This is a genomic window from Priestia sp. P5 (genome assembly GCF_029522155.1).
Lineage (GTDB): Bacteria > Bacillota > Bacilli > Bacillales > Bacillaceae_H > Priestia > Priestia megaterium_E.
In genome coordinates, this window is sequence record NZ_JAKWFJ010000001.1 from 2,353,236 (window position 1) to 2,372,706 (window position 19,471).

At 36.9% G+C, this 19,471-nt stretch carries 17 protein-coding genes and 2 other annotated features (1 of these 19 running past the window's edge); of the genes, 2 read left to right on the forward strand and 15 right to left on the reverse strand.

The window, feature by feature from the left end; translation table 11 throughout:
• Positions 1 to 3: 3 nt before the first annotated feature.
• From MMB69_RS12695 to MMB69_RS12710, 4 genes are all read right to left on the reverse strand, one after another.
• Positions 4 to 783, reverse strand: coding sequence for an MBL fold metallo-hydrolase (locus tag MMB69_RS12695; RefSeq protein WP_221783264.1), 780 nt, complete (start codon positions 781 to 783; stop codon positions 4 to 6).
• Between the two features lie 184 nt (positions 784 to 967).
• Positions 968 to 1,303: an ArsR/SmtB family transcription factor gene (locus MMB69_RS12700; RefSeq protein ID WP_221783262.1), complete on the reverse strand. Its 336-nt coding sequence runs from the start codon at positions 1,301 to 1,303 to the stop codon at positions 968 to 970.
• Positions 1,304 to 1,732 carry an SRPBCC family protein gene (locus tag MMB69_RS12705; RefSeq protein ID WP_264409185.1) on the reverse strand — a complete coding sequence of 143 codons (429 nt, stop codon included), beginning with the start codon at positions 1,730 to 1,732 and terminating at the stop codon, positions 1,304 to 1,306.
• 188 nt (positions 1,733 to 1,920) lie between these two features.
• Positions 1,921 to 2,940 (reverse strand): STAS domain-containing protein, encoded by a 1,020-nt coding sequence (locus MMB69_RS12710; protein WP_221783258.1) that lies wholly within the window; start codon positions 2,938 to 2,940, stop codon positions 1,921 to 1,923.
• A gap of 294 nt (positions 2,941 to 3,234) precedes the next feature.
• Between MMB69_RS12710 and MMB69_RS12715 the strand changes: the two genes are divergently transcribed.
• On the forward strand, positions 3,235 to 3,966 hold the full coding sequence (locus tag MMB69_RS12715; RefSeq protein WP_221783256.1) for a GntR family transcriptional regulator: 732 nt from the start codon (positions 3,235 to 3,237) through the stop codon (positions 3,964 to 3,966).
• 41 nt (positions 3,967 to 4,007) lie between these two features.
• Here MMB69_RS12715 and MMB69_RS12720 read toward each other — a convergent pair whose 3' ends face one another.
• From MMB69_RS12720 to MMB69_RS12760, 9 genes are all read right to left on the reverse strand, one after another.
• Positions 4,008 to 4,850, reverse strand: a complete 843-nt coding sequence (locus MMB69_RS12720) for a fructoselysine 6-kinase (RefSeq protein ID WP_221783254.1) — start codon at positions 4,848 to 4,850, stop codon at positions 4,008 to 4,010.
• A 15-nt stretch (positions 4,851 to 4,865) separates the two neighbouring features.
• Positions 4,866 to 5,750, reverse strand: a complete 885-nt coding sequence (locus MMB69_RS12725; RefSeq protein WP_098600457.1) for a carbohydrate ABC transporter permease — start codon at positions 5,748 to 5,750, stop codon at positions 4,866 to 4,868.
• Positions 5,750 to 6,631: a carbohydrate ABC transporter permease gene (locus MMB69_RS12730; RefSeq protein WP_277447830.1), complete on the reverse strand. Its 882-nt coding sequence runs from the start codon at positions 6,629 to 6,631 to the stop codon at positions 5,750 to 5,752. Before MMB69_RS12730 ends, MMB69_RS12725 begins: the two co-directional genes overlap by 1 nt.
• A gap of 15 nt (positions 6,632 to 6,646) precedes the next feature.
• Positions 6,647 to 7,933 (reverse strand): ABC transporter substrate-binding protein, encoded by a 1,287-nt coding sequence (locus tag MMB69_RS12735; RefSeq protein ID WP_277447831.1) that lies wholly within the window; start codon positions 7,931 to 7,933, stop codon positions 6,647 to 6,649.
• Between the two features lie 116 nt (positions 7,934 to 8,049).
• Positions 8,050 to 9,036, reverse strand: coding sequence for an SIS domain-containing protein (locus tag MMB69_RS12740; RefSeq protein WP_221783246.1), 987 nt, complete (start codon positions 9,034 to 9,036; stop codon positions 8,050 to 8,052).
• Between the two features lie 79 nt (positions 9,037 to 9,115).
• Positions 9,116 to 10,264 carry an ABC transporter ATP-binding protein gene (locus tag MMB69_RS12745; RefSeq protein ID WP_277447832.1) on the reverse strand — a complete coding sequence of 383 codons (1,149 nt, stop codon included), beginning with the start codon at positions 10,262 to 10,264 and terminating at the stop codon, positions 9,116 to 9,118.
• Between the two features lie 301 nt (positions 10,265 to 10,565).
• Positions 10,566 to 10,730, reverse strand: a complete 165-nt coding sequence (locus tag MMB69_RS12750; RefSeq protein WP_013057098.1) for a hypothetical protein — start codon at positions 10,728 to 10,730, stop codon at positions 10,566 to 10,568.
• A gap of 258 nt (positions 10,731 to 10,988) precedes the next feature.
• Entirely contained in the window at positions 10,989 to 13,655 is a 2,667-nt protein-coding gene (locus tag MMB69_RS12755; RefSeq protein ID WP_277447833.1) for an MMPL family transporter, read from the reverse strand.
• Complete coding sequence (locus tag MMB69_RS12760; protein ID WP_277447834.1) at positions 13,652 to 14,113, reverse strand: MarR family winged helix-turn-helix transcriptional regulator; 462 nt, start codon at positions 14,111 to 14,113, stop codon at positions 13,652 to 13,654. Before MMB69_RS12760 ends, MMB69_RS12755 begins: the two co-directional genes overlap by 4 nt.
• A gap of 255 nt (positions 14,114 to 14,368) precedes the next feature.
• Here MMB69_RS12760 and MMB69_RS12765 point away from each other — a divergent pair, with 255 nt between their 5' ends.
• A complete protein-coding gene (locus tag MMB69_RS12765) occupies positions 14,369 to 15,577 on the forward strand; it encodes an MFS transporter (protein ID WP_116741123.1) in 1,209 nt (402 codons plus the stop codon).
• 67 nt (positions 15,578 to 15,644) lie between these two features.
• Here MMB69_RS12765 and MMB69_RS12770 read toward each other — a convergent pair whose 3' ends face one another.
• Together MMB69_RS12770 and thrS are read right to left on the reverse strand one after the other, a co-directional pair.
• A complete protein-coding gene (locus tag MMB69_RS12770; protein WP_048020877.1) occupies positions 15,645 to 17,045 on the reverse strand; it encodes an amino acid permease in 1,401 nt (466 codons plus the stop codon).
• A gap of 762 nt (positions 17,046 to 17,807) precedes the next feature.
• Complete coding sequence (gene thrS / locus MMB69_RS12775; protein WP_277447835.1) at positions 17,808 to 19,025, reverse strand: threonine--tRNA ligase; 1,218 nt, start codon at positions 19,023 to 19,025, stop codon at positions 17,808 to 17,810.
• A 52-nt stretch (positions 19,026 to 19,077) separates the two neighbouring features.
• Positions 19,078 to 19,306: a binding site (T-box leader), on the reverse strand.
• Positions 19,307 to 19,345: 39 nt separating this feature from the next.
• Positions 19,346 to 19,471, reverse strand: a binding site (T-box leader) (it continues 101 nt past the right edge of the window).

The following is a 19,471-nucleotide window of genomic DNA, read 5'->3' on the forward strand; positions in this document are numbered from 1 at the left end:
TACTTAAGGTAATAAAATCTCGCGTCCGTCATAGGCAAAGCTTACGTTTTTATCTGAGAGCATCTCGGCGTGCTTTCGGATATCGATATCATGTGATAAATGAGTAAACACCATGGTTTTTGCCTGTAGCTTCGCTTTGATCTCCATTGCCTCTGTCACATCATATACGGATCTTTTTTCTTTTTGAAGATATTCTTTCCAAAAAGATGTACCGAATATCAGTAAATCTAAGTGGTAAAAGGGCTGCCACTGTTCTTTTGTCACATTAAAAGAATCGGATACATACGCCCAGCGTTCCCCTTGTTTTTGATGAACCACAATGCCGTAGGAATGACCGTTAAATCCGTGATTCACTTTATGAAACGTGATGGTCGTTTCTCCGTTTTCCCATTTTAACGTGCCATTAAAGATAAGCCCTTTTCTTTTTGTGAGATAAGGAAATCTTTCGGTTAACTCGCTGATGACTTCAGGCGCTCCTACGACTTCTGTATTTACATTATTCCAATAGCATAAGTCAGCTAAATCCCCTAAACCAGCAACATGATCATTGTGAGGATGAGTAATAAACACGGTAGAAGGGATTTTTTTGTTATTGTATAAATGAAATTGATGTTTAAAATCAGGTGATACATCAATCAAACACACGTTACCGTCCAGTGTGAACTGTGCACTAGGTCTTGTGCGCTGATTTAATGGATCTTTTTGTGTACATACTTTACAGTCACATAATAATCGAGGCACTCCTTGAGCATCGCTCGTTCCGTAAAATAAAAGCTTGTTCATTACTCTGTTTCCCCCTTTTTTTCTTCTAAAGGTCTATCTTTTTATTTTAAGAAATGCCCTATGGTGTTCTGCATCTTTCTTTTATTTGTCCTTCTAGAATAAAACCAGCTTTTATGTAAAACAGCCAGTCTTTTTAACGACTGGCTTTGCTATATTCCTTATAAAAAACGTTTTTATGCTTTTTCTATTGATTTCTTTCTTCGTCTCTTTCAACAATATGCTGAAGAATAGATAATTTGTTTGTCCAAAATTGTTCGTAGTAAGAAAGCCAATCTTGTACTTTTTTTAAAGGCTCTGGCTGAAGATGATACACTTTTTCTCTGCCTTTTTTTTGTCCATGGACTAGGTCTGCTTCTGAAAGTATATGAAGATGCTTCACAATAGCGGTACGGCTTATTGAAAAATGAGACGTTATTTCTGAAATAGGCAATTCTTTTTCAGAAAGCAGCTCAAGTACTTTTCTTCGAGTAGGATCAGCAATGGCTTGAAAGATATCATGCTTGGCAGCTGATGAAGTCATTTAGTTTTCAACAACCTTTCGAAGTTTTTCATTCACGAGACGAATCCACCCGTAGCTCATTCTATCTCGTACCACTGAACTCTTTTCGTTTGCTTTTTCAAGAAGTGTTTCAGCTTCTTTCCACCCGCTATGAATAAGCGTAAATTCAGTTTGATTACCCATTTCTTTTAAGGTAAACGAAACGATCCATCCATCCGTATCCCAAGAGAAAGAAAGATAGTTTGGTGCATCTATTTCTAATACTTTACACGGAGATGGTCCAAAAGGCGATTGTAAATGAAATTCATATCCTACCTGAGGCTGAAAATCATTAGGCATGAACCATTGTTGGAGCCCTTCTGCGGTTGCTACTTTATCCCAAACTTTTTGAATCGGCGCGTTAAATATTATCTTCTGTTTTACATCTTCTACTACACTTTTATCATTCATTGTTATCTTCATTCTCCTTTTTAAAAAATAACACCAAAAGGTTTTATATAAAAATAATATAACACCTTTTGGTTTCATGTCAATTCTTCTTTTGAAAAATGAAATCCTTCAATACATTTCCGTTCTTTGATAAAGAGATTTGTTATAATGCTGAATGAGTGCATTTTGTTATATTTCAAATATATCTTTTAAACGATGCTTCGTCCGCTTTGTGCCAATGCATAATGAATGCCGTGCTGCAATGTTTGAAAACAATCATATTTTGATAAATCAATATGGGTCTTTGATATAACTAAACCTAAGTCAGCAGAAATTCCTACTAAAATTGTTTTCGTACCAATCAAGGACGCTGCTGCACCTAATTTTTCAATAAGACTTGCCGTATATTCAGTAAGTTCTTTATCCAATCCGGTTAAATCCAGCACAAGATAATTAGCCTGATGTTTTGGGAGGTTATTTAATGTATTGACAATCAAATCTTCCGTTCGATCCTCGTCGTATTTGCCAATCAAAGGAACGACGACTATGCCTTCCAAAACCGGAATAATAGGAGAAGAAAGCTTTTTAATAAGATCTTTTAACTCAGCTGTTTTTTCTGCTACAATGTTTTGCAAATGTTCTATTTTCTGCGCTTCTTTTCTTCTGGCTAATTGATGAATATTTTGAGTGATATCAATGTTGGAAGGGAAGTATTCTACTGTGGTGCATTCATGCCCTTCTATTTGATGTTGAATCACCTTGTACCAAATATTTGTTCCGAATAGTCCTGTAAAAATCCCTGCATAATGGGCCGGAAGAAAATTTCCTCCCTTTGTTTTCTTTTGCGCCACGTTAATTTTATGTTCCCAACTGTCTTTTAATTCAGCAGATAAAGTTTTACTTTCAGGATTTAAATATTTGATAGCGGTTTTTCCCCATCCAGCCGAAGCGTATGTATTTGTAATTAACTCAGCCGCTTCAAAAACCGTTACGCCTTTCATATTTTGAAAGTACTCTCCTACTACTAATCCCTGTCGGAAGCCAGTGGTTTCCAGTACTACAGAAGCTGCCTCTTCTCCAGATATTTCTTCGATTGTGTCAAACAATGTTTTCATGGCAGAAGAAATCCAAAAAAGGATCGCATCTTCTCCTTCAAAGCTAAATTGTCCTTTTTCTAAATCCCAAGCAAAACTAAGACCACCTATATCAATATTCTTTTTTTCACCCATGGCGGAATCTCCTTTTTATAAAGTTCTTACCTTCTTTATATTTTATCTTATGTTGAAGAAGCTGGTAATAAAAATTGTTGCATATTTTCTATTGCTTGTCTAACCATTACCCATGTTTTCAATTAATAGAAAAGAAAGGTGAATGCTATAGAACTTTGAATTCGCCAACTTTTCTTTCTTTTGTATCAAACATACATGATAAAAAGGAAGAAAAGCAAATTGTAATATAACATCACATTACGTTATAATATAATTATATTCAAAAGAAAGTATTTAGGAAAGAGGAGGAAAAAGATGAAGCTAAATACTCATAGCTCTACGCCTTTATATATGCAGTTAAAACAGGCTATTACAGAAGATATTAATAAAGGAGTTTATACTCGGGGTGAAAAACTTCCAATTGAAACGGATTTGTGCGATATATACGGAGTAAGTCGGATTACGGTAAGAAAAGCCGTATTAGATTTAGTAGAAGAAGGCCTTCTGATACGTCAGCAAGGAAAAGGAACCTTTGTTCAATATCCAAAAGCTAAGAGAGAGCTGTTTGCCGTTAATGGGCATACAGAGTATATGTCGGAATTAGGGAAAGTACCGCAGACTAAAATTTTGTCTTTTGGTATAAAACCTGTAAAAGCTCATGTGGCAAAGATGTTATCAATCCCTCCAGAAAGTGAAGTCCTTGAACTGCAGCGCATCCTGTATTATGACGACCAGCCTCTTACCTTAGAAATTTCTCATTACTCCTTAGAATTGTTACCACACTTAGATCAGCACGTCCATAATTCAGTTTCAATGTACGATACTATAAAAAACAAGTACAATATTGCTCCGGTTCATAATAAAAAATTATTGAACATGGTATTTGCAAATGTGGATGAAGCAAAACATTTAGAATGTGAAGTCGGAGAGCCGCTGTTTAAAGTGGAAAAAGTGGCGTATGATGCACAAAAAAGACCGATTCATTCATCTTTTCTACACTACCCTGCGAATCGCGTTACGTTCACTATAGACAGTTCTAATTCTTAATAAAATAGCGCCTTGCTTCAAAAGCAAAGGCGCTATTTTATTCATTTTAAAACCATTTCACAGTCTGTATGATATTCTTTCCCATATCCAAAAGCTCCGTAATTCTGACAAGTTTGTGATGCCACCAATGCTCCATTATGGAGGGCTTTGGCTGTGTTTTTTTCTGGTAGATAAGAAGAAAGAAAACCAGCTATAAAAGAATCTCCAGCCCCAAGCGTATCCACTACATTTGTAGGAATTATAGGCTGTTTAAATAATTGGTTTTCGACTGATAATAAAGCTCCCTCTTCTCCTCTTGTCACGCATACGACACTGGTTCCTAACAAGTGTACTCGCTTTATTAAATTCATACACTCTTCTTCTGGCAGGCTGCTTCCTGAGAAAAATGCATAGCTGATATATGGACATACTTGCTGTAAATATTCCTCATCGTATCTCGTAGAAAAATCAAAGGAAATATCAATGATTTTATGTAGCAACGGAAGGTCAGATTCTAAATGACTAAAAACGCTCGTATGAAGAAGATCGTGCTGACGAATATAGGTTAAATCCGATTCATTCAGCATTAGTTTTAATCTAGATTGAACGCCCCCTTTATTTGATCCTACAAAAATCCGATCACCTTGTTCATCAAGTGTTACAACCGCCATTCCATTCTCGCCTACAGCTCTTCTTACTCTGCTAATATCCATCTTTTCTTGCTGCAGAGTATTTACTACATGCTCTGCCGATTCGTCATTCCCTACGATTCCCATATAGGAAGACTGATGATTGCTCAATCTATTATAAAATACGGCCACATTTAGTGCGTTACCGCCTGGATAGATCTTTCCTTGATCTTTATAGTAATCTACTACATTATCCCCTACTCCAATTAGTTTCATCTGCTTGTCCTCCTATTATTTAACACTTCCGTTAGCAATGCCACGGATAAAATATTTTTGCATAAATAAAAACAACATAACAATCGGTGCTGCTGAAATGGTCAGTCCAGCTAGTAATACTCCCCAATCTGTTTGCAAAGCGTCTCTAAATTGCATTAATCCTGCTGGGATTGTACGCAAACTGTCGTCGTCGATAAAGATAATAGCAAACATAAATTCATTCCATGTGTAGTAAGCTGTCAAAATTGTCGTTGTTAATAAAATGGGCGTGCTCATTGGAATAAAAATCCGAAATAAAATCCCCAAGCTTGTACATCCATCTAACCGAGCTGCTTCCTCCAGTTCTTTTGGAATCGAAAGAAAATAAGCTCGAATTAACAAGATGGTTAAAGGAATTCGATAAGCAACATAAGGCAGGATCAACGCCAAGTGTGTATTATAGATTCCAAGTTTTTGAATAATGCTATACAAAGGAATTAAACTTACCTGAGGAGAAAGCATAAGTCCTCCCAGACATATAATAAGGACAAAAGCTTTTCCTTGAAACTCAAAGCGTGATAGTCCATAAGCTCCTAACGCACTGACCAGAACCGTCAAAAAACAAGACGCGCCCGTGACGATCACGCTGTTTAAAAAGTAAGAAGATATTCCGCTTTTCCACGCTGTCACGTAATTTTCAATGAGCCAAGTATGCGGCATAGACCAGCTGTGAGTAAAGATTTCATCCGTGCTTTTAAAAGAACTTATAATCATCCAAAGCAAGGGATACGCAATGACAATAAAATAGACGATCAGTCCGACATATACTATCGTTACACCTGTGTACCTCTTCTTTTTTCTTTCTTTAGTGGCTGTATTGACAACATTAGGTAAGGTGACATTTGTTTTAGGCATCTGCATCAAGCGTCTTCCTTTCCTGTTTTAAATGCTTTCATTTGAACAAGAGAAATCAACAGCGTAATAATTAAAATGACAGTAGCAATTGAAGAAGCGTAGCCCATCATATCTTTCGAAAAGGCTGTTTTGTATAAATACGTACTTAGGACTTCAGATGATGTACCCGGTCCGCCTCCAGTTAAAATATAAGGTTCATTAAATACTGTAAAAGCACCAGTGAGTGTTAAAATAACAGCTACAAATGTCATTTCTTTTGTTTGCGGTACAGTAATATGAAAGAACATTTTAAATTTATTAGCGCCGTCTATTTCAGCTGCTTCATACAATTCAGGTGAGATTTTTTGTATCGCTACAATATATAGCATGGCAATATAACCGATAGACTGCCACTGAGATACAGCAATAACTGCATAAATAGCCGTATCACCGTCCCCTAGCCAAGGTTTTGCCAATGAATCTAATCCGATCATTTTGAGCACTTGATTTAAAAGCCCTACTTCAGGATTGTAGAAAAAAGTGAATAATAAGGCGATAACGGTCATCGAAACGACTACTGGTAAAAAATAAACCGTTCGAAAAAAAGGAGAAAATCTTCGAATAAGTTTATCTTCTAAAACGGCAGCCACAATTAGACCGCCTCCTACTTGAAAAATAATTGAAATAACCGCATAAAGAATATTATTTTTGAGTGCCTGATAAAAAACAGGGTCTTTAAATAAGTGCACATAATTATCTATTCCTACAAAAACCTTGTCTGGTGAAAATGTACTCCACTCATAAAGACTATCCCAAATATTCTGAAAAATAGGGATGTACACAAGTAGTAAAAAAGCAAATGCAGGAAGAAGGTATAAATAAGGAGTTAGCTTATTGCGTTTTAACATTGCTTTTTCACTTCCTTACTTTTTAGATTCAGCACGAACACTCGCTGCCGCTTTTTGTACATCTTTCATTACTTCTTTAGGTGTTTTATCACCATTTAGCATAAGCTGAGCCCCTGTTAAATAAGCATCTGCAATTCGAGCATCGATTGCCATATCAAACCATGGAGCCATCTCTTTGGCTTGTAAAATATTATCTACTGCTTCTAATTGCTCCGGTGTTGAATTGCTGCTGTTAGCAGTATCATTTACTGCACTGTATTTCCCTACTTCTTTTACTAGTTTTTCACCCATTTGTTTTGACGTTAAAAATTCAAGAAATTCCATCGCTTCTTTTGGATGTTTTGTTTTAGAAGAAATCATAAACCCTTCAGGTGATCCAGTTAAATTAGTAGCATTTCCTTTTCCATCCTCCACTTTAGGAAAATTAAACATCCCAATCTTAAATTTCGTTGGACCGAAAAGCTTAATTTCAGCGGTTTCAGCATAAAACATAGCTGCTTTTCCATTTGAAAATTGTTGTCTTGCATATTCATGATCAATCGAATTTGTATTTTTATTAAAGTAAGGAACTAATTCTTCTAATTTTTCTAGAGCTTTTACATAGCCTTTATCCGTGAATGTGCCAGTTTTTGAATTATAGTCTTTTGAAAGAACGTCACGTTTTACCATGCGCTGATTTAAGGTTCCTACGTAGTGAGAAATGGTCCATGTATCCTGGCTTCCAAATTCTAAAGCTGTATAATGCTTCTTTTTTAACACGCTTAAAACATTTAGTAGCTCGTTCCAGTTTGTAGGCGCTTTTAATCCTAATTTATCGAAGATATCTTTGTTGTAAAAAAACATTTTCCCATCCATTGTGACAGGAACACCGTAAATTTTCTTATTAACGGTATATGGTTTAATTTGAGATTGAACAAGCTTGGAAGACCACGCTGAATCCTTCTTATAATAAGAGGTTAAATCTAAGGCTTTGTTTCCTCTGACAAATTGTCTAGCAAACTCATCGCTCCAAGAAAAGTACACATCAGGAGGGGTATTAGTGCCTGTCATAACTTTAATTTTGTCTTTATACGAATCGTTTAAGACCGCTTCTGTTTTAATATCAATATCAGGGTGCTGTTTTTCAAATTCTTTTACAACTTCTTCAAAGTAGCTTTTTTCAGGTTCTTTTGGCCATCTGTGAAAGAATGTTAATGTTATCTTTCCTGTGTCTGAGTCTGAAGACGTTTGTTTTCCAGCACACCCCCCGAGCATTAAAGAACAACTTAAAAGTGAGGCTAAGATTAAATTTGTCTTTTTCATATAGAAACCCCCTTATTGTAAGTGCTTTCATATATAAGTTATACTATAATGTTTTATAACATTATAGTATAACTCGTAGAGAAAATATACAGATTTCTATCTTTATTAGGAGATTATTAATATTCTACTTTCCACATGTAGCGTCTTTTACTTAAAGGATGATTGCGTGCTTCAGCTAATTCTTCGGCATACTGACGCAGTACACGGTTTAATACAAGAGGAGCAATATACCCTTGCACATCTTTATCAATCCCTTCGAAATCATATGCTTTTGCATCTAGAACAGTTAATTTCTTTCCATATCTTTTAGAGAATGATAAGGCGCGTTCTTCTAAAGGTCTCGTTTCATCTAGTCCAGCTAGGATGATAAACGGTACGTTTTCATCAATAATTTCGAATGGACCGTGGAAATACTCTCCGGCGTGAATAGCGTGAGAATGAATCCACTGCATTTCCATCAAGATACAGATGCTGAATGAATATGCTGCTCCATAGTTCGAACCGCTAGCCATTGTATAAATAACCGGTTCAGACTTATGTGATTCAGCAAATTTTCTTGCGTTGCTCGCTTCGTGTTCTAGAGCTTTTTCATAAACAGACTGTAGATTTTCTAAGCTGGTAACTAACTTTGCAAATTTATCATTTTTTTCCGCTACGTATAAGAGACCAAATACAAGCTGATATAAAACGCCTAAGTTTGTTTCAAAAGCATCGATATCATTGCCCCACTCATACTTAATAAAAATATCTGCGCTGTGTGCTAAAGGTGAAGTAGGTTCATTTGTTAAGGCTACAGCATAAGCGCCTTTGCTTTTAGCGAACTTAGCTGCTTCTGTAGTCTCAGGAGTTGTTCCTGACATGGAACATAAAATAACTAAGGAGTCTTTTCCTAGCTGCTGCGGATTGCGGTGGATAAATTCGTTCGAGCTATACAAATCGGATGTAATATGTTGAGCTTCTCGATCTAGTACATACTTAGCTGGATACATGATCGCAGAAGATCCTCCACATGCGACGAAAAACACATTACGAATTTGCTTGCTTTTTAATTCGTTTAATACGGCTTGCACATCATTTTTTACATTCACTACCGTTTTGCTCATTTTCCCCACTCCTCAAATAAAATATGATATACAACATTATGTAATGTTATATATTGTTATATTAAACCGCAAGCGTTAACTAGTCAATACATTTATCAGAATATTTAACTTTTTTATCTATATTTGTAGAAATGCGCTCTTCTGTTTCTCCATCAAAGAAATGCACGTAGGTTAAATTCAACGAAAAAGCGCTTTTGTCCCCTGCTTCAAACTCACATAGAAGAGGCACTCGAGCCACAAACGTTTGCTTTTCTAAACTAGCATATAAAATTGTTTCAGCACCTAGTACCTCTATCATATCTAGTGTCGTAGTGAAGCAAAACTCATTGTTCAACTCTCTCTTACTATCCTTTTTATGATATACAATGTGTTCAGGACGCGCACCCATTATGACCTCTTTCTCATTATAACCTTGAGAATGTAAAGCGTGTATTAGAAAATCAGGAAGCTGTATTTTAGTTTTTCCCATTATAAAATAAGGGCCTTGGAGATATCCCCGAAAAACATTCATTGCGGGCGATCCAATAAAACTGCCTACAAATACATTCCTAGGATATCTATAAATATCTTGAGGAGTTCCGATCTGTTGAATAATCCCGTCTTTCATAACAACTAGGCGAGTAGCCATTGTCATAGCTTCCACTTGATCATGCGTCACATAGATTGTTGTTGTTTGCAGCCTTTGATGCAGTTTAATAATCTCAGCACGCATCTGTACTCGCAGCTTCGCATCCAAATTAGATAATGGTTCATCCATTAAGAAAACTTTTGCTTCCCGAACAATAGCACGACCTAAAGCAACTCGCTGACGCTGCCCTCCGGATAAAGCTTTTGGCTTTCTATCTAAATATGTTTCTAGACCTAATGTTTTGGCTGCTTCATTTACCCGTCTATCAATTTCGTCTTTCTTTATTTTTTTTAACTTCAAACCAAATGCCATATTTTCTCGAACAGTCATATGAGGGTAAAGAGCATAATTTTGAAAGACCATAGCAATGTCACGATCTTTTGGAGCTACTTCGTTCATATGATCTCCATCAATGTAAAAATCACCTTTTGAAATTGTTTCTAGACCAGCGATCATTCGCAGGGTAGTAGATTTACCACAGCCTGAAGGTCCAACAAATACAACAAACTCTTTCTCTCCAATCTGAAGGTTAAAATCATTTACGGCGATATTTTTTTTATCATATATTTTATATACTTTATCTAAATGTAACGTTGCCATCTAGCATCAGCTCCTCATATTTAATATTCGAAATACAGTATTGCAAGCTACGAGTCTCTTTTTCCTTTTTCCTTCATCCTTTCCTTCTTTTTATTTAAATTGCTAACTTGAGACATTAAAGTAACTTAATAACTATACTAATCGAATCTAGTTAGACAGAAAATAAATATGTAAAGATTGCTAACACAAAACATACAAGCAACCGTTCACCTTCAAAAAAATAAAAACCTTCTCTAAAATAAGAAGGTTTCAGATCATAATCTGCATAGAGACTGCCTTTGCCTTACTTCTGAAGATTTTATTACATATCTTCTTTGCCTTGACAGCTCGGACACTCATAAACATGTACAAAATAAAGTCCAATATGGTGGAATCGTTTCCCTAAGCAATCTGGACATGTTCCTGCTTCGCGCATTTGTTCCCGTCGTTTGTCTCGCTGATTAGCGAAGAAATTTACAAATTTCATAAAAGAACCTCCCTCATGTTTTTGACTATAGGTTTTCCTGATGAGAGGTCTTTTATTCGACTAGGTGTATTTATAAAAGCACCTGCTTGATTGTGCTTTTAAACTATACTCACGTTTTCCAATAATACAAAAAGGATAGATAGAGCATTCTTATGACGCCCATCTATCCTTCATTTTTATCCTATATAATGTTTAACGCTATACAGGCGTCTATCACTATTTCCTAACAAATATCTGATTTTTGACACAGCTATCAAGTTATTCATCTACTTTGTATTTTTCTTTTTTTCGAAGAAATGGCCACCAGTTTCCTTCTCCAAGCGTTACGACAACCGCTGGCATAAGAAGCGGAAGAATGACAAGGCCATAAAGTAAAAGACCAATAATAACAACCGTTGCTACATGAACAAGTGTTAATACACCTGATGGTATCATAGCCCCAAACGTTCCGGCTAAGATAATAGCAGCAGTGATAATAACCGATCCCATCTTACTCATAGACGTAACCATCCCTTCTGCTACGCCGCTTTTTACTTCTTCGTTAAAACGGTCTAACAAGAAAATAGAATAGTCAATTCCAAGGGCAACTAAAATAACAAAACTAAAGAATGGCACAGCCCAGCTGATTCCGTCATTCCCCATTATATCCACGAATAGAAGCTCTGATATTCCCATTGCAGTATAATACGTAAGCAGCAGTGAAGCAATCATGTATACAGGCATGATCATTGAACGGAATAAAATGGTCAGCACAATAAACAGTCCAATCATCATAATAACCATTGTGCGTGAAAGATCCGTTGTGGATAAATCTTTTAAATCCGCATTTGAGCTCGATACACCTCCGTACACAATTTCTGTATGCTCAAACGGCGTATCAACGACTTCGCTTGCCACCGCTTTTTCAATATTTTTTACGGTTGAAATGGCTTCTTCAGAATATGGATTTTGATCGAGCACTACGCTGAGCTTAACTCCTTTTCCATCTGCAAAAGAATAGTTATCGATGGATTGTTTAAACCCTTTATCTTTGATCACTTCTGCTGGAAGATAAATACCCGTATCTCTAACTGTTGAGCTCTCACTCATGTTATCAAGCATATCTGTTGCTTTTGTTAAGCCATCTGAGATTTTCGTTAGCCCATCATTTGCACTGTCAACACCTTCTGCTAATTGATTGATATTGTCTGATAGGGTTCCAACTTGACCTTGCTGAGCTGAAAGATTCTCATTTGCTTGTTGGAGACCGGTTTGAATGGCAGTAAGCTGTTTACTGATTGCAACAAGCTGAGGAACCGCTTGCTGCACATTTCCTGTTGTAGAAAGCTGAGTGCTGACAAGCTGCAGCTGTTGATTAATTTGAGCTAATCCGTCTGCGGCAGGTGCAAGTGACCCGCCAGATTCTTTAGAAGCGGAACCGGTTTGGTCAGCTATTTGATTTAGCCCTTTTTCAATATCACTTAATCCTTTTTGTACATCTCCGATTCCTTTAACAGCCTCTTTGATTCCGTCTGATACAGAACCCAGCTGTGAATTAACATATAAATCATCAATCTTTTCTCCAGTAGGCTGTGTGATCGTCATGACAGAGTCCACGTGATCCACTTTTTCAATTGCTTTGCTTATATTTCCTAAATAAGGAATAACATCCGCCTTTGTTAACTCTTTATCTCCTTTAATAACAACATTGACAGGAAACGCTTTTCCTTCTCCCAGTGCGTCACTGATGGCGTTTAGTCCTTTTATAGATTTATAATCACTGCTGATTTCAGCAGTAGAATCAAACGATACTTTTGAGTCATACGTTACAATAAAAGGCACGGTAATAATCGCTGTAATGACTAAAAACACGAACGGTCGCGCCACTGCCTTTTTTCCTAAAAAGCCCCACAGCTTATTATCGCTATGAGAAGCCACTTTTTTAGACGGCCAAAATAATTTTTCTCCAAGCGTAACCATAAAAAGTGGAAGCAGAGTAAATAAAATGACTAGCAGTACACCTACGCCCACTGCTACCCCGACAGCCGACTGAAAAATAGCAAACTTGGCAAATCCAATGGCTGCAAACCCAATAAATACGGCAATTCCGCTGATAAATAGCGTTCTTCCTGCTGTACGATAAGCCGTGATTGTGGCCTCTACTTTATCATGTCCGTTTGCCAATTCTTCACGGAAACGATTAAGTAAAAGAATGCAGTAATCCGTACCAATTCCAAACAAAATAGCTACTAAGAACGTTTGCGTGAACGTTGAGATTGGAAAATCGACATTTTTAACTAAAATACCTAGTAACGATTGACTGATTAAGTATGTGATTCCCACAATTAAAATAGGAATAAACGGCGTCACGACTGAACGGAAAACAAGTAGAAGCAAACCTAAAATCAAGAAGATGGTAATAAACTCGGTTTTCTTTAACCCTTCTTCTGAACTGTGTGCAAAATCTTGATTAATAAGAGATGCACCTGTTACATATGCCGTAACGTTCTTTGGCACGTTATCATAAATCTGATTCGCTATTTTTTCAACTTTTTCATCCGATCCACTGACAGTAACCGGAACTAAAACGGTTTTTTTGTCTTTAGACATTAATTGATTACGAACATCTTGATCGTCTGTTAAAGGCGTTGTGACATCTTTTACACCTTTAATTCTCTCTGTCTTATCAATGATTTTCTGTATTTGTTTCTCACTATTTTTATCTAATGCTTTATCTAGCTTAATCACCATACTGATGGTATTACTATCTTCCCCGGCATCTTTTAAAATTTGGCTGGCTCTAGATGAAACGGCATCATCAGGAAGCTGCGACTGACCTTTTTCACTTGCAAGCTTTGTTAAATTGGGTGCCGTTAGCATCAATATAACTGTTAAAGCTAAAATAAAGGCCGCAATCATCCATTTAAATTTCACAATAAATTTCATTTTTTGCTTTCCCCTTTTATAGTTAACTTTTCTTTTGCCATTGTAAGAATTTCAATAAATGTATCTATTTTTTCTTCTTCTACATCATCAAACAAATTCTCAATGATACTAAAACACGCGGCATTTCCGTCATGTATTACCTTTTCTCCTTCAGTCGTAATCTTAATAAGCTTAGAACGTTTATCGCTCTCTAGTTCACTAGTGTCCCACTCCACAAGCCCTTTTTCGAGCAGTTTTTTGATTCGATTCGAAATGGCACTTTTATGAACACCTTGCAAGACAGCAAGACTGCCAGGTGAAGATGGACCTTTAATCATTAAACTATTTAACAAATCAAACTGCTGCCTTGAGACATGTTCGAAGAGGTTATGGCTCAGCTCTCTGTGAATGACTTCTGTTCCTACAAACAGCACTTCTTCAAAAAGTTCTACAGCTTGATATAACTTGCTTTTCGTCACTTCTTTCCCTCCTTTGCTCATTTAGTTTATAGGTATAAACTATTCAACTTTAAAAATAGTTTATAGGACTAAACTTTATTCTGTCAATAAATTTATGTCTGACTGTCTTCATATATGATAAAGATAAACGGAATTCCAAAAGATACCGCTTACATCAGCTTTTTTGGTTGTCAAAGCTCCATCACTTAAGTATTATTAGTAATTGACTTCTTTTCAAGGAGATATAAATTTTATACACAGAAAGGGTGATCACACATGAATACAATGCATGCTAATGAGCAGGTCAGTAAGAAAGATTCCTTTCCAATTGCTCTCATCTCGTTGACTCTTGGAGCTTTTGCTATTGGAATGACGGAATTCGTTATTATGGGGATACTGCCTAACGTTGCAGAAGACCTTCATGTTAGCATTTCGACTGCTGGTCAGCTAATTACGAGCTATGCTTTAGGAGTAGCGATTGGCGCGCCAATTTTAACCATTTTCACTCATCGACTTCCTCAAAAGCTTCTGCTTTGTTTACTCATGCTTTTATTTATTCTCGGAAATGCGATTGCTATTATTGCACCTAACTATGGAATTTTGATGGGAGCTCGTTTAGTTACGGCATTATGTCATGGTACTTTCTTTGGAGTAGGCGCTGTTATTGCTTCACGGCTCGTACAACCGCATAAGCGAGCAAGTGCTGTCGCAACGATGATGGCAGGTTTAACCATTGCAAATATCATCGGCGTTCCTGTAGGAACATTTATTGGCCAACACTTAGGTTGGAGAGCTTCGTTTGGGGCTATTACCATTATGGGAATCATTGCATTTATCGGTATTATTCTATTTATCCCAAAGCTTGGTCAAGAAAAATTAACGGGTCTAAAACAGCAGTTTGCTGCTTTTAGCCAACCAAAACTTCTTGTGATGCTTCTTTTAAGCGCAATAGGGTGCGGTAGTTTATTTACTGTATTTACGTACATTACACCACTTCTTGAAGACGTTACGGGAGTAAGTGAACACAGTGTTACGTGGATACTTGTATTGTACGGATGCGGCGTTACGCTTGGAAATGTTGTTGGAGGAAAGCTTGCAGACTGGAAGTTAATGCCTTCGGTTGTAGGTATCTTTGCTTTTCTTTGTATTGTGCTGACTATTTTTACGTTTACTGTCAAAAGCCCAACAGCAGCGATTATCACGCTGTTTTTCTGGGGAGCAGCAGCATTTGCTGTAATGCCTGGTATTCAAGTGAAAATTATGAACTTAGCACAGGAAGCACCTGCTTTAGCTTCTACTTCGAATCACTCATTTGCTAACTTAGGAAATGCTTTTGGCGCCTTTTTCGGAGGCGTAATTATTAACCATATGGGACTTACTTCACTTCCTTGGGTTGGCGCCATTTTTGTAGGAACGGCTTTTGTTATTAGCACTTGTCTGTTTATTGTGGAAACACGCAAAAAACATAGTGAACAATCGTCCTAACTGTCTAACAACTGAACAAAAAGCAAAAAAGGAGCCTTTCTTGGATGAAAGGCTCTTTTTTTTGCTTCTAACTCGCTTTTTTCATTTCTTTACTTGTTAATCGACTGTGTTTACGAGAATAACCTATATACACAAATATACCAAGCACAATCCATATGCTAAAATATAGCCATGTTGTTTTAGGAAGATTAATCATTAAAAATAAACAAGATAATACAGATAAAATTGGTAAAACCGGGACAAACGGCATTGTAAATCCACGTTTTAAAGTTGGGTGCGTTTTGCGTAAGATGATAATGCTGACGCCCACCATACCGAAAGTTAAAAGAGCTCCGATATTTGCTAAATTCGCAAGTTCTTTTAGATCGATAAATCCTGAAATTAACGCTCCGATAATTCCTACTAGCCAAGTGGAGAGAGTCGGAACTCCTGTTTTCTCATTTGTTTTAGCAAATGCTTTTGGCAGCAAGCCGTCGCGGCTCATTGAGAATAAAATGCGTGTTGCTGCATAAATGTAGGCGAAAATAACAGCCATAATTCCAATGACAGCTCCTGCAGCAATAACTCCTGCCACTGCATTTTGTCCTACTGAGTGGAGAACATAAGCCATTGCTTCTGGAACATTCAGTTCTTTGTACGAAACAACTCCAGTCATAACAAGGCATACCGCTACATAAATAATTGTGCAGATCACGAGTGAGCTAATGATTCCAATTGGCAAATTGCGCTGCGGATTCTTTACTTCTTCTGCTGATGTAGACAAGGCATCAAAACCTAAAAAAGCAAAAAATACGGCCGCTCCCCCTGTCACAACACCTTCAATTCCATAAGGCATAAAAGGAGTCCAATTAGACGGTTTCACATAAAAAGCCCCTACAATAATAAAGAGAAGGATAATAAATAATTTAACAAGCACCATAAAGTTATTCACTTTTTTACTTTCTTTTGTTCCTCTTGAAAGCAGCCATGTAATAAGTAGTGTAATACAAATAGCAGGAAGGTTCACTAGGCCTCCGTTTGCAGGAATCGTAATCAATTCTTTTGGCAGCGAAAAACCAAAGCCTTCTAAAAAGTTATTAAAATAAGAAGACCATCCATTTGCTACTGCTGACATCGTTAATAAATAGACGGAAAGCAACGTCCATCCCATTAAGTGCGCTACCACTTCACCGATGGTTGCGTATGTATAGGTGTAAACGCTACCAGATACAGGTATAGTTGAAGCAAATTCCGCATAGCACAGCGCTGCAAATCCGCATACAATAGAAGCCAATATAAAAGAAAAAATAACGGCTGGCCCCGCATCGTTAGCAGCTACTAAGCCTGTTAATACTAAAACCCCCGTTCCGATTACGGCTCCAATACCAAGAAGAGTCAAATCGAATGCTCCTAATGTTTTGACTAGAGATTTGTTTTGACTTTGTTCTAATAATTGCTCGATTGACTTCTTTTTAAATAGTTTTCCCATTGCACTCTCTCCTCTCTGTTGCCACTCATCCATTAAAAAACTTGAAAATGACGTCTTTTCCCATTTGGCTGCGCGTTTTCACTTCAGATACAGAAGTAATTATATAGAAATAATTACTAACTTGTCTATTAGTATACTAATATCATTATATATATTTCAAGAGTTTTTGTAAGCGATTTCTTAGTATTGCTCTATTTTGGATTTATAAACTAAATAAAGAGATTATCATTGTGCTTACGTATAATAAGTTTGAATAAAAATAATATTCTAAAAAATAATTTTATATGTTTTTAGATAACTTTTTTACTAGCTATCTTCAAATATAAATTCCTGACATAGGGATTATTTACAGAACGATGAATGTTTTACCTTAACGGGTGTTATAATGATGAAAACTGAAGTGTATGAAGGGCGGAGAAAGATGTTTAACTTACTTATTGGCTGTATTTTACTAGCATTAGGAGTATACTTTATGTTTAAATTTCTTTTTTACTCTCCTTCTAAAAAGAAGCGAGAGTAAAAAACATGAACAAACCATCAGGTGAGGCTTCAGCTTCATCCCGTACAAACGATTCGAATAGAATAAGATAAATTTTTTTATAAAATACCGGCGTTTGTCTAAGGCAAAAGTTATACTGCTGATATATATTATCTTATACCCTTCTAGTTCAATATTCCCTTCATTTTGGTGTGAGACAAAATGAAGGGAATCACTATCCGACTTAAAAAATCGGATTTTTCTATTTAGTAAGGTAAATAGCTTCAATAAACTCTGTTTGAATTCTTTTCTTTATTCAAGTGTACAGCTGCCTCTTCCACACTTACTGTTCCTATATTTTTCTTCCCGTGCTTTCGCATAGCAAGCGATTCATTTTCCACTTCTTTATCTCCTATCACAGCCATATAAGGAACTTTCAGCATTTCTGCTTCTCGAATTTTCAGCCCTATTTTTTCAATGCGATCATCTACTTCAACACGATACCCTTTTAACTCCAGCTCGTGTTTCACTTTATATGCATATTCCACATGCGGCGGTGCAATAGGCAAAAGCTTAAATTGAACAGGAGCCAACCAAAGAGGAAATTGACCTTCGTAATGTTCAATCAAGATGGCCATAAATCGTTCAACGGAACCGTATATAGCGCGGTGAATCATTACGGGACGATGCGGTTTATTGTCTTCTCCAATATACATACAGTCAAACTTCTCCGGCATTAAGAAATCAAGCTGAACTGTTCCGCACTGCCAGCTGCGACCTAAGGAATCTAAAATATGAAAATCGATTTTCGGCCCATAAAAAGCTCCGTCTCCTTCATTTACCTGATAGTCTAAGCCTTTTTCACTTAACACAGATTGAAGCGACTTTTCTGCTTGGTTCCATGTTTCAATATCTCCCATGAATTTTTCAGGTCGTGTGGATAGCTCCACTTTGTAATCGAAGCCAAAATGTGAGTAAAAGTCATGGATAAACGCTAGAATGCGGCTAATCTCAGCTTCAATCTGACTAAGTTCTACGAATAAATGAGCGTCGTCCTGTGTAAATGAACGGACTCTTAGCAATCCGTTTAAAGAGCCAGAAAGCTCGTGACGATGAACTAATCCAAGCTCTGCGTATCGAATCGGAAGTTCTCGGTAGCTTCTTCGCTTGCTGTTAAACAATAAAATGGCTCCCGGACAATTCATCGGTTTGATCGCATAGTTTTGTTTGTCAACATTTGAAAAATACATATTCTCATGATAGTGCTCCCAGTGTCCTGATTGTTCCCAGAGCTCCTGTTTCATCATGATGGGTGTTTTTATTTCTTGATAGCCTGCTTTATAATGCTTTTGTTTCCAGTAGTTTTCTAACTCATTTCGAATAATCATTCCGTTAGGTAAGAAAAACGGCATACCAGGAGCTTCTTCCATCGACATAAACAGCTCCAGTTCTTGACCTAACTTTTGATGATTTCGCTTTTCTGCTTCCACTTGTTTTGACATGTTCATTCCTCCAATATGTTTTTATTCAACAAAAAACCGCACTCATCCCTAGTAAAGGGACGAATGCGGCCGTGGTACCACCCTAATTCCGTAAAATACTCATACGTATTTTACGCTTAAAAAGATAACGGTTTTACCGGTTGCGGTTTCAGTGTATACACATTCCCCGCCGCAGCTCCAAGGTGGTAAATTCATTTCGTTTTCTAAGGGTTCTCAGCCAGTGACCCTACTCTCTGTAAAGAAAATCCAAAAATGATTCATGTCCTTTTCATTGCTTGTATATTCATTTTTTCTACATAAAAAGCCGCACTCATCCCTAGTGAAGGGACGAATGCGGCCGTGGTACCACCCTAATTCCGTGAGATACTTATACGTATTTCACGCTCAAAAAAGATAACGGTTTTACCGATTGCAGTTTCAGTTATGCACGTTCCCTGCAATAGCTC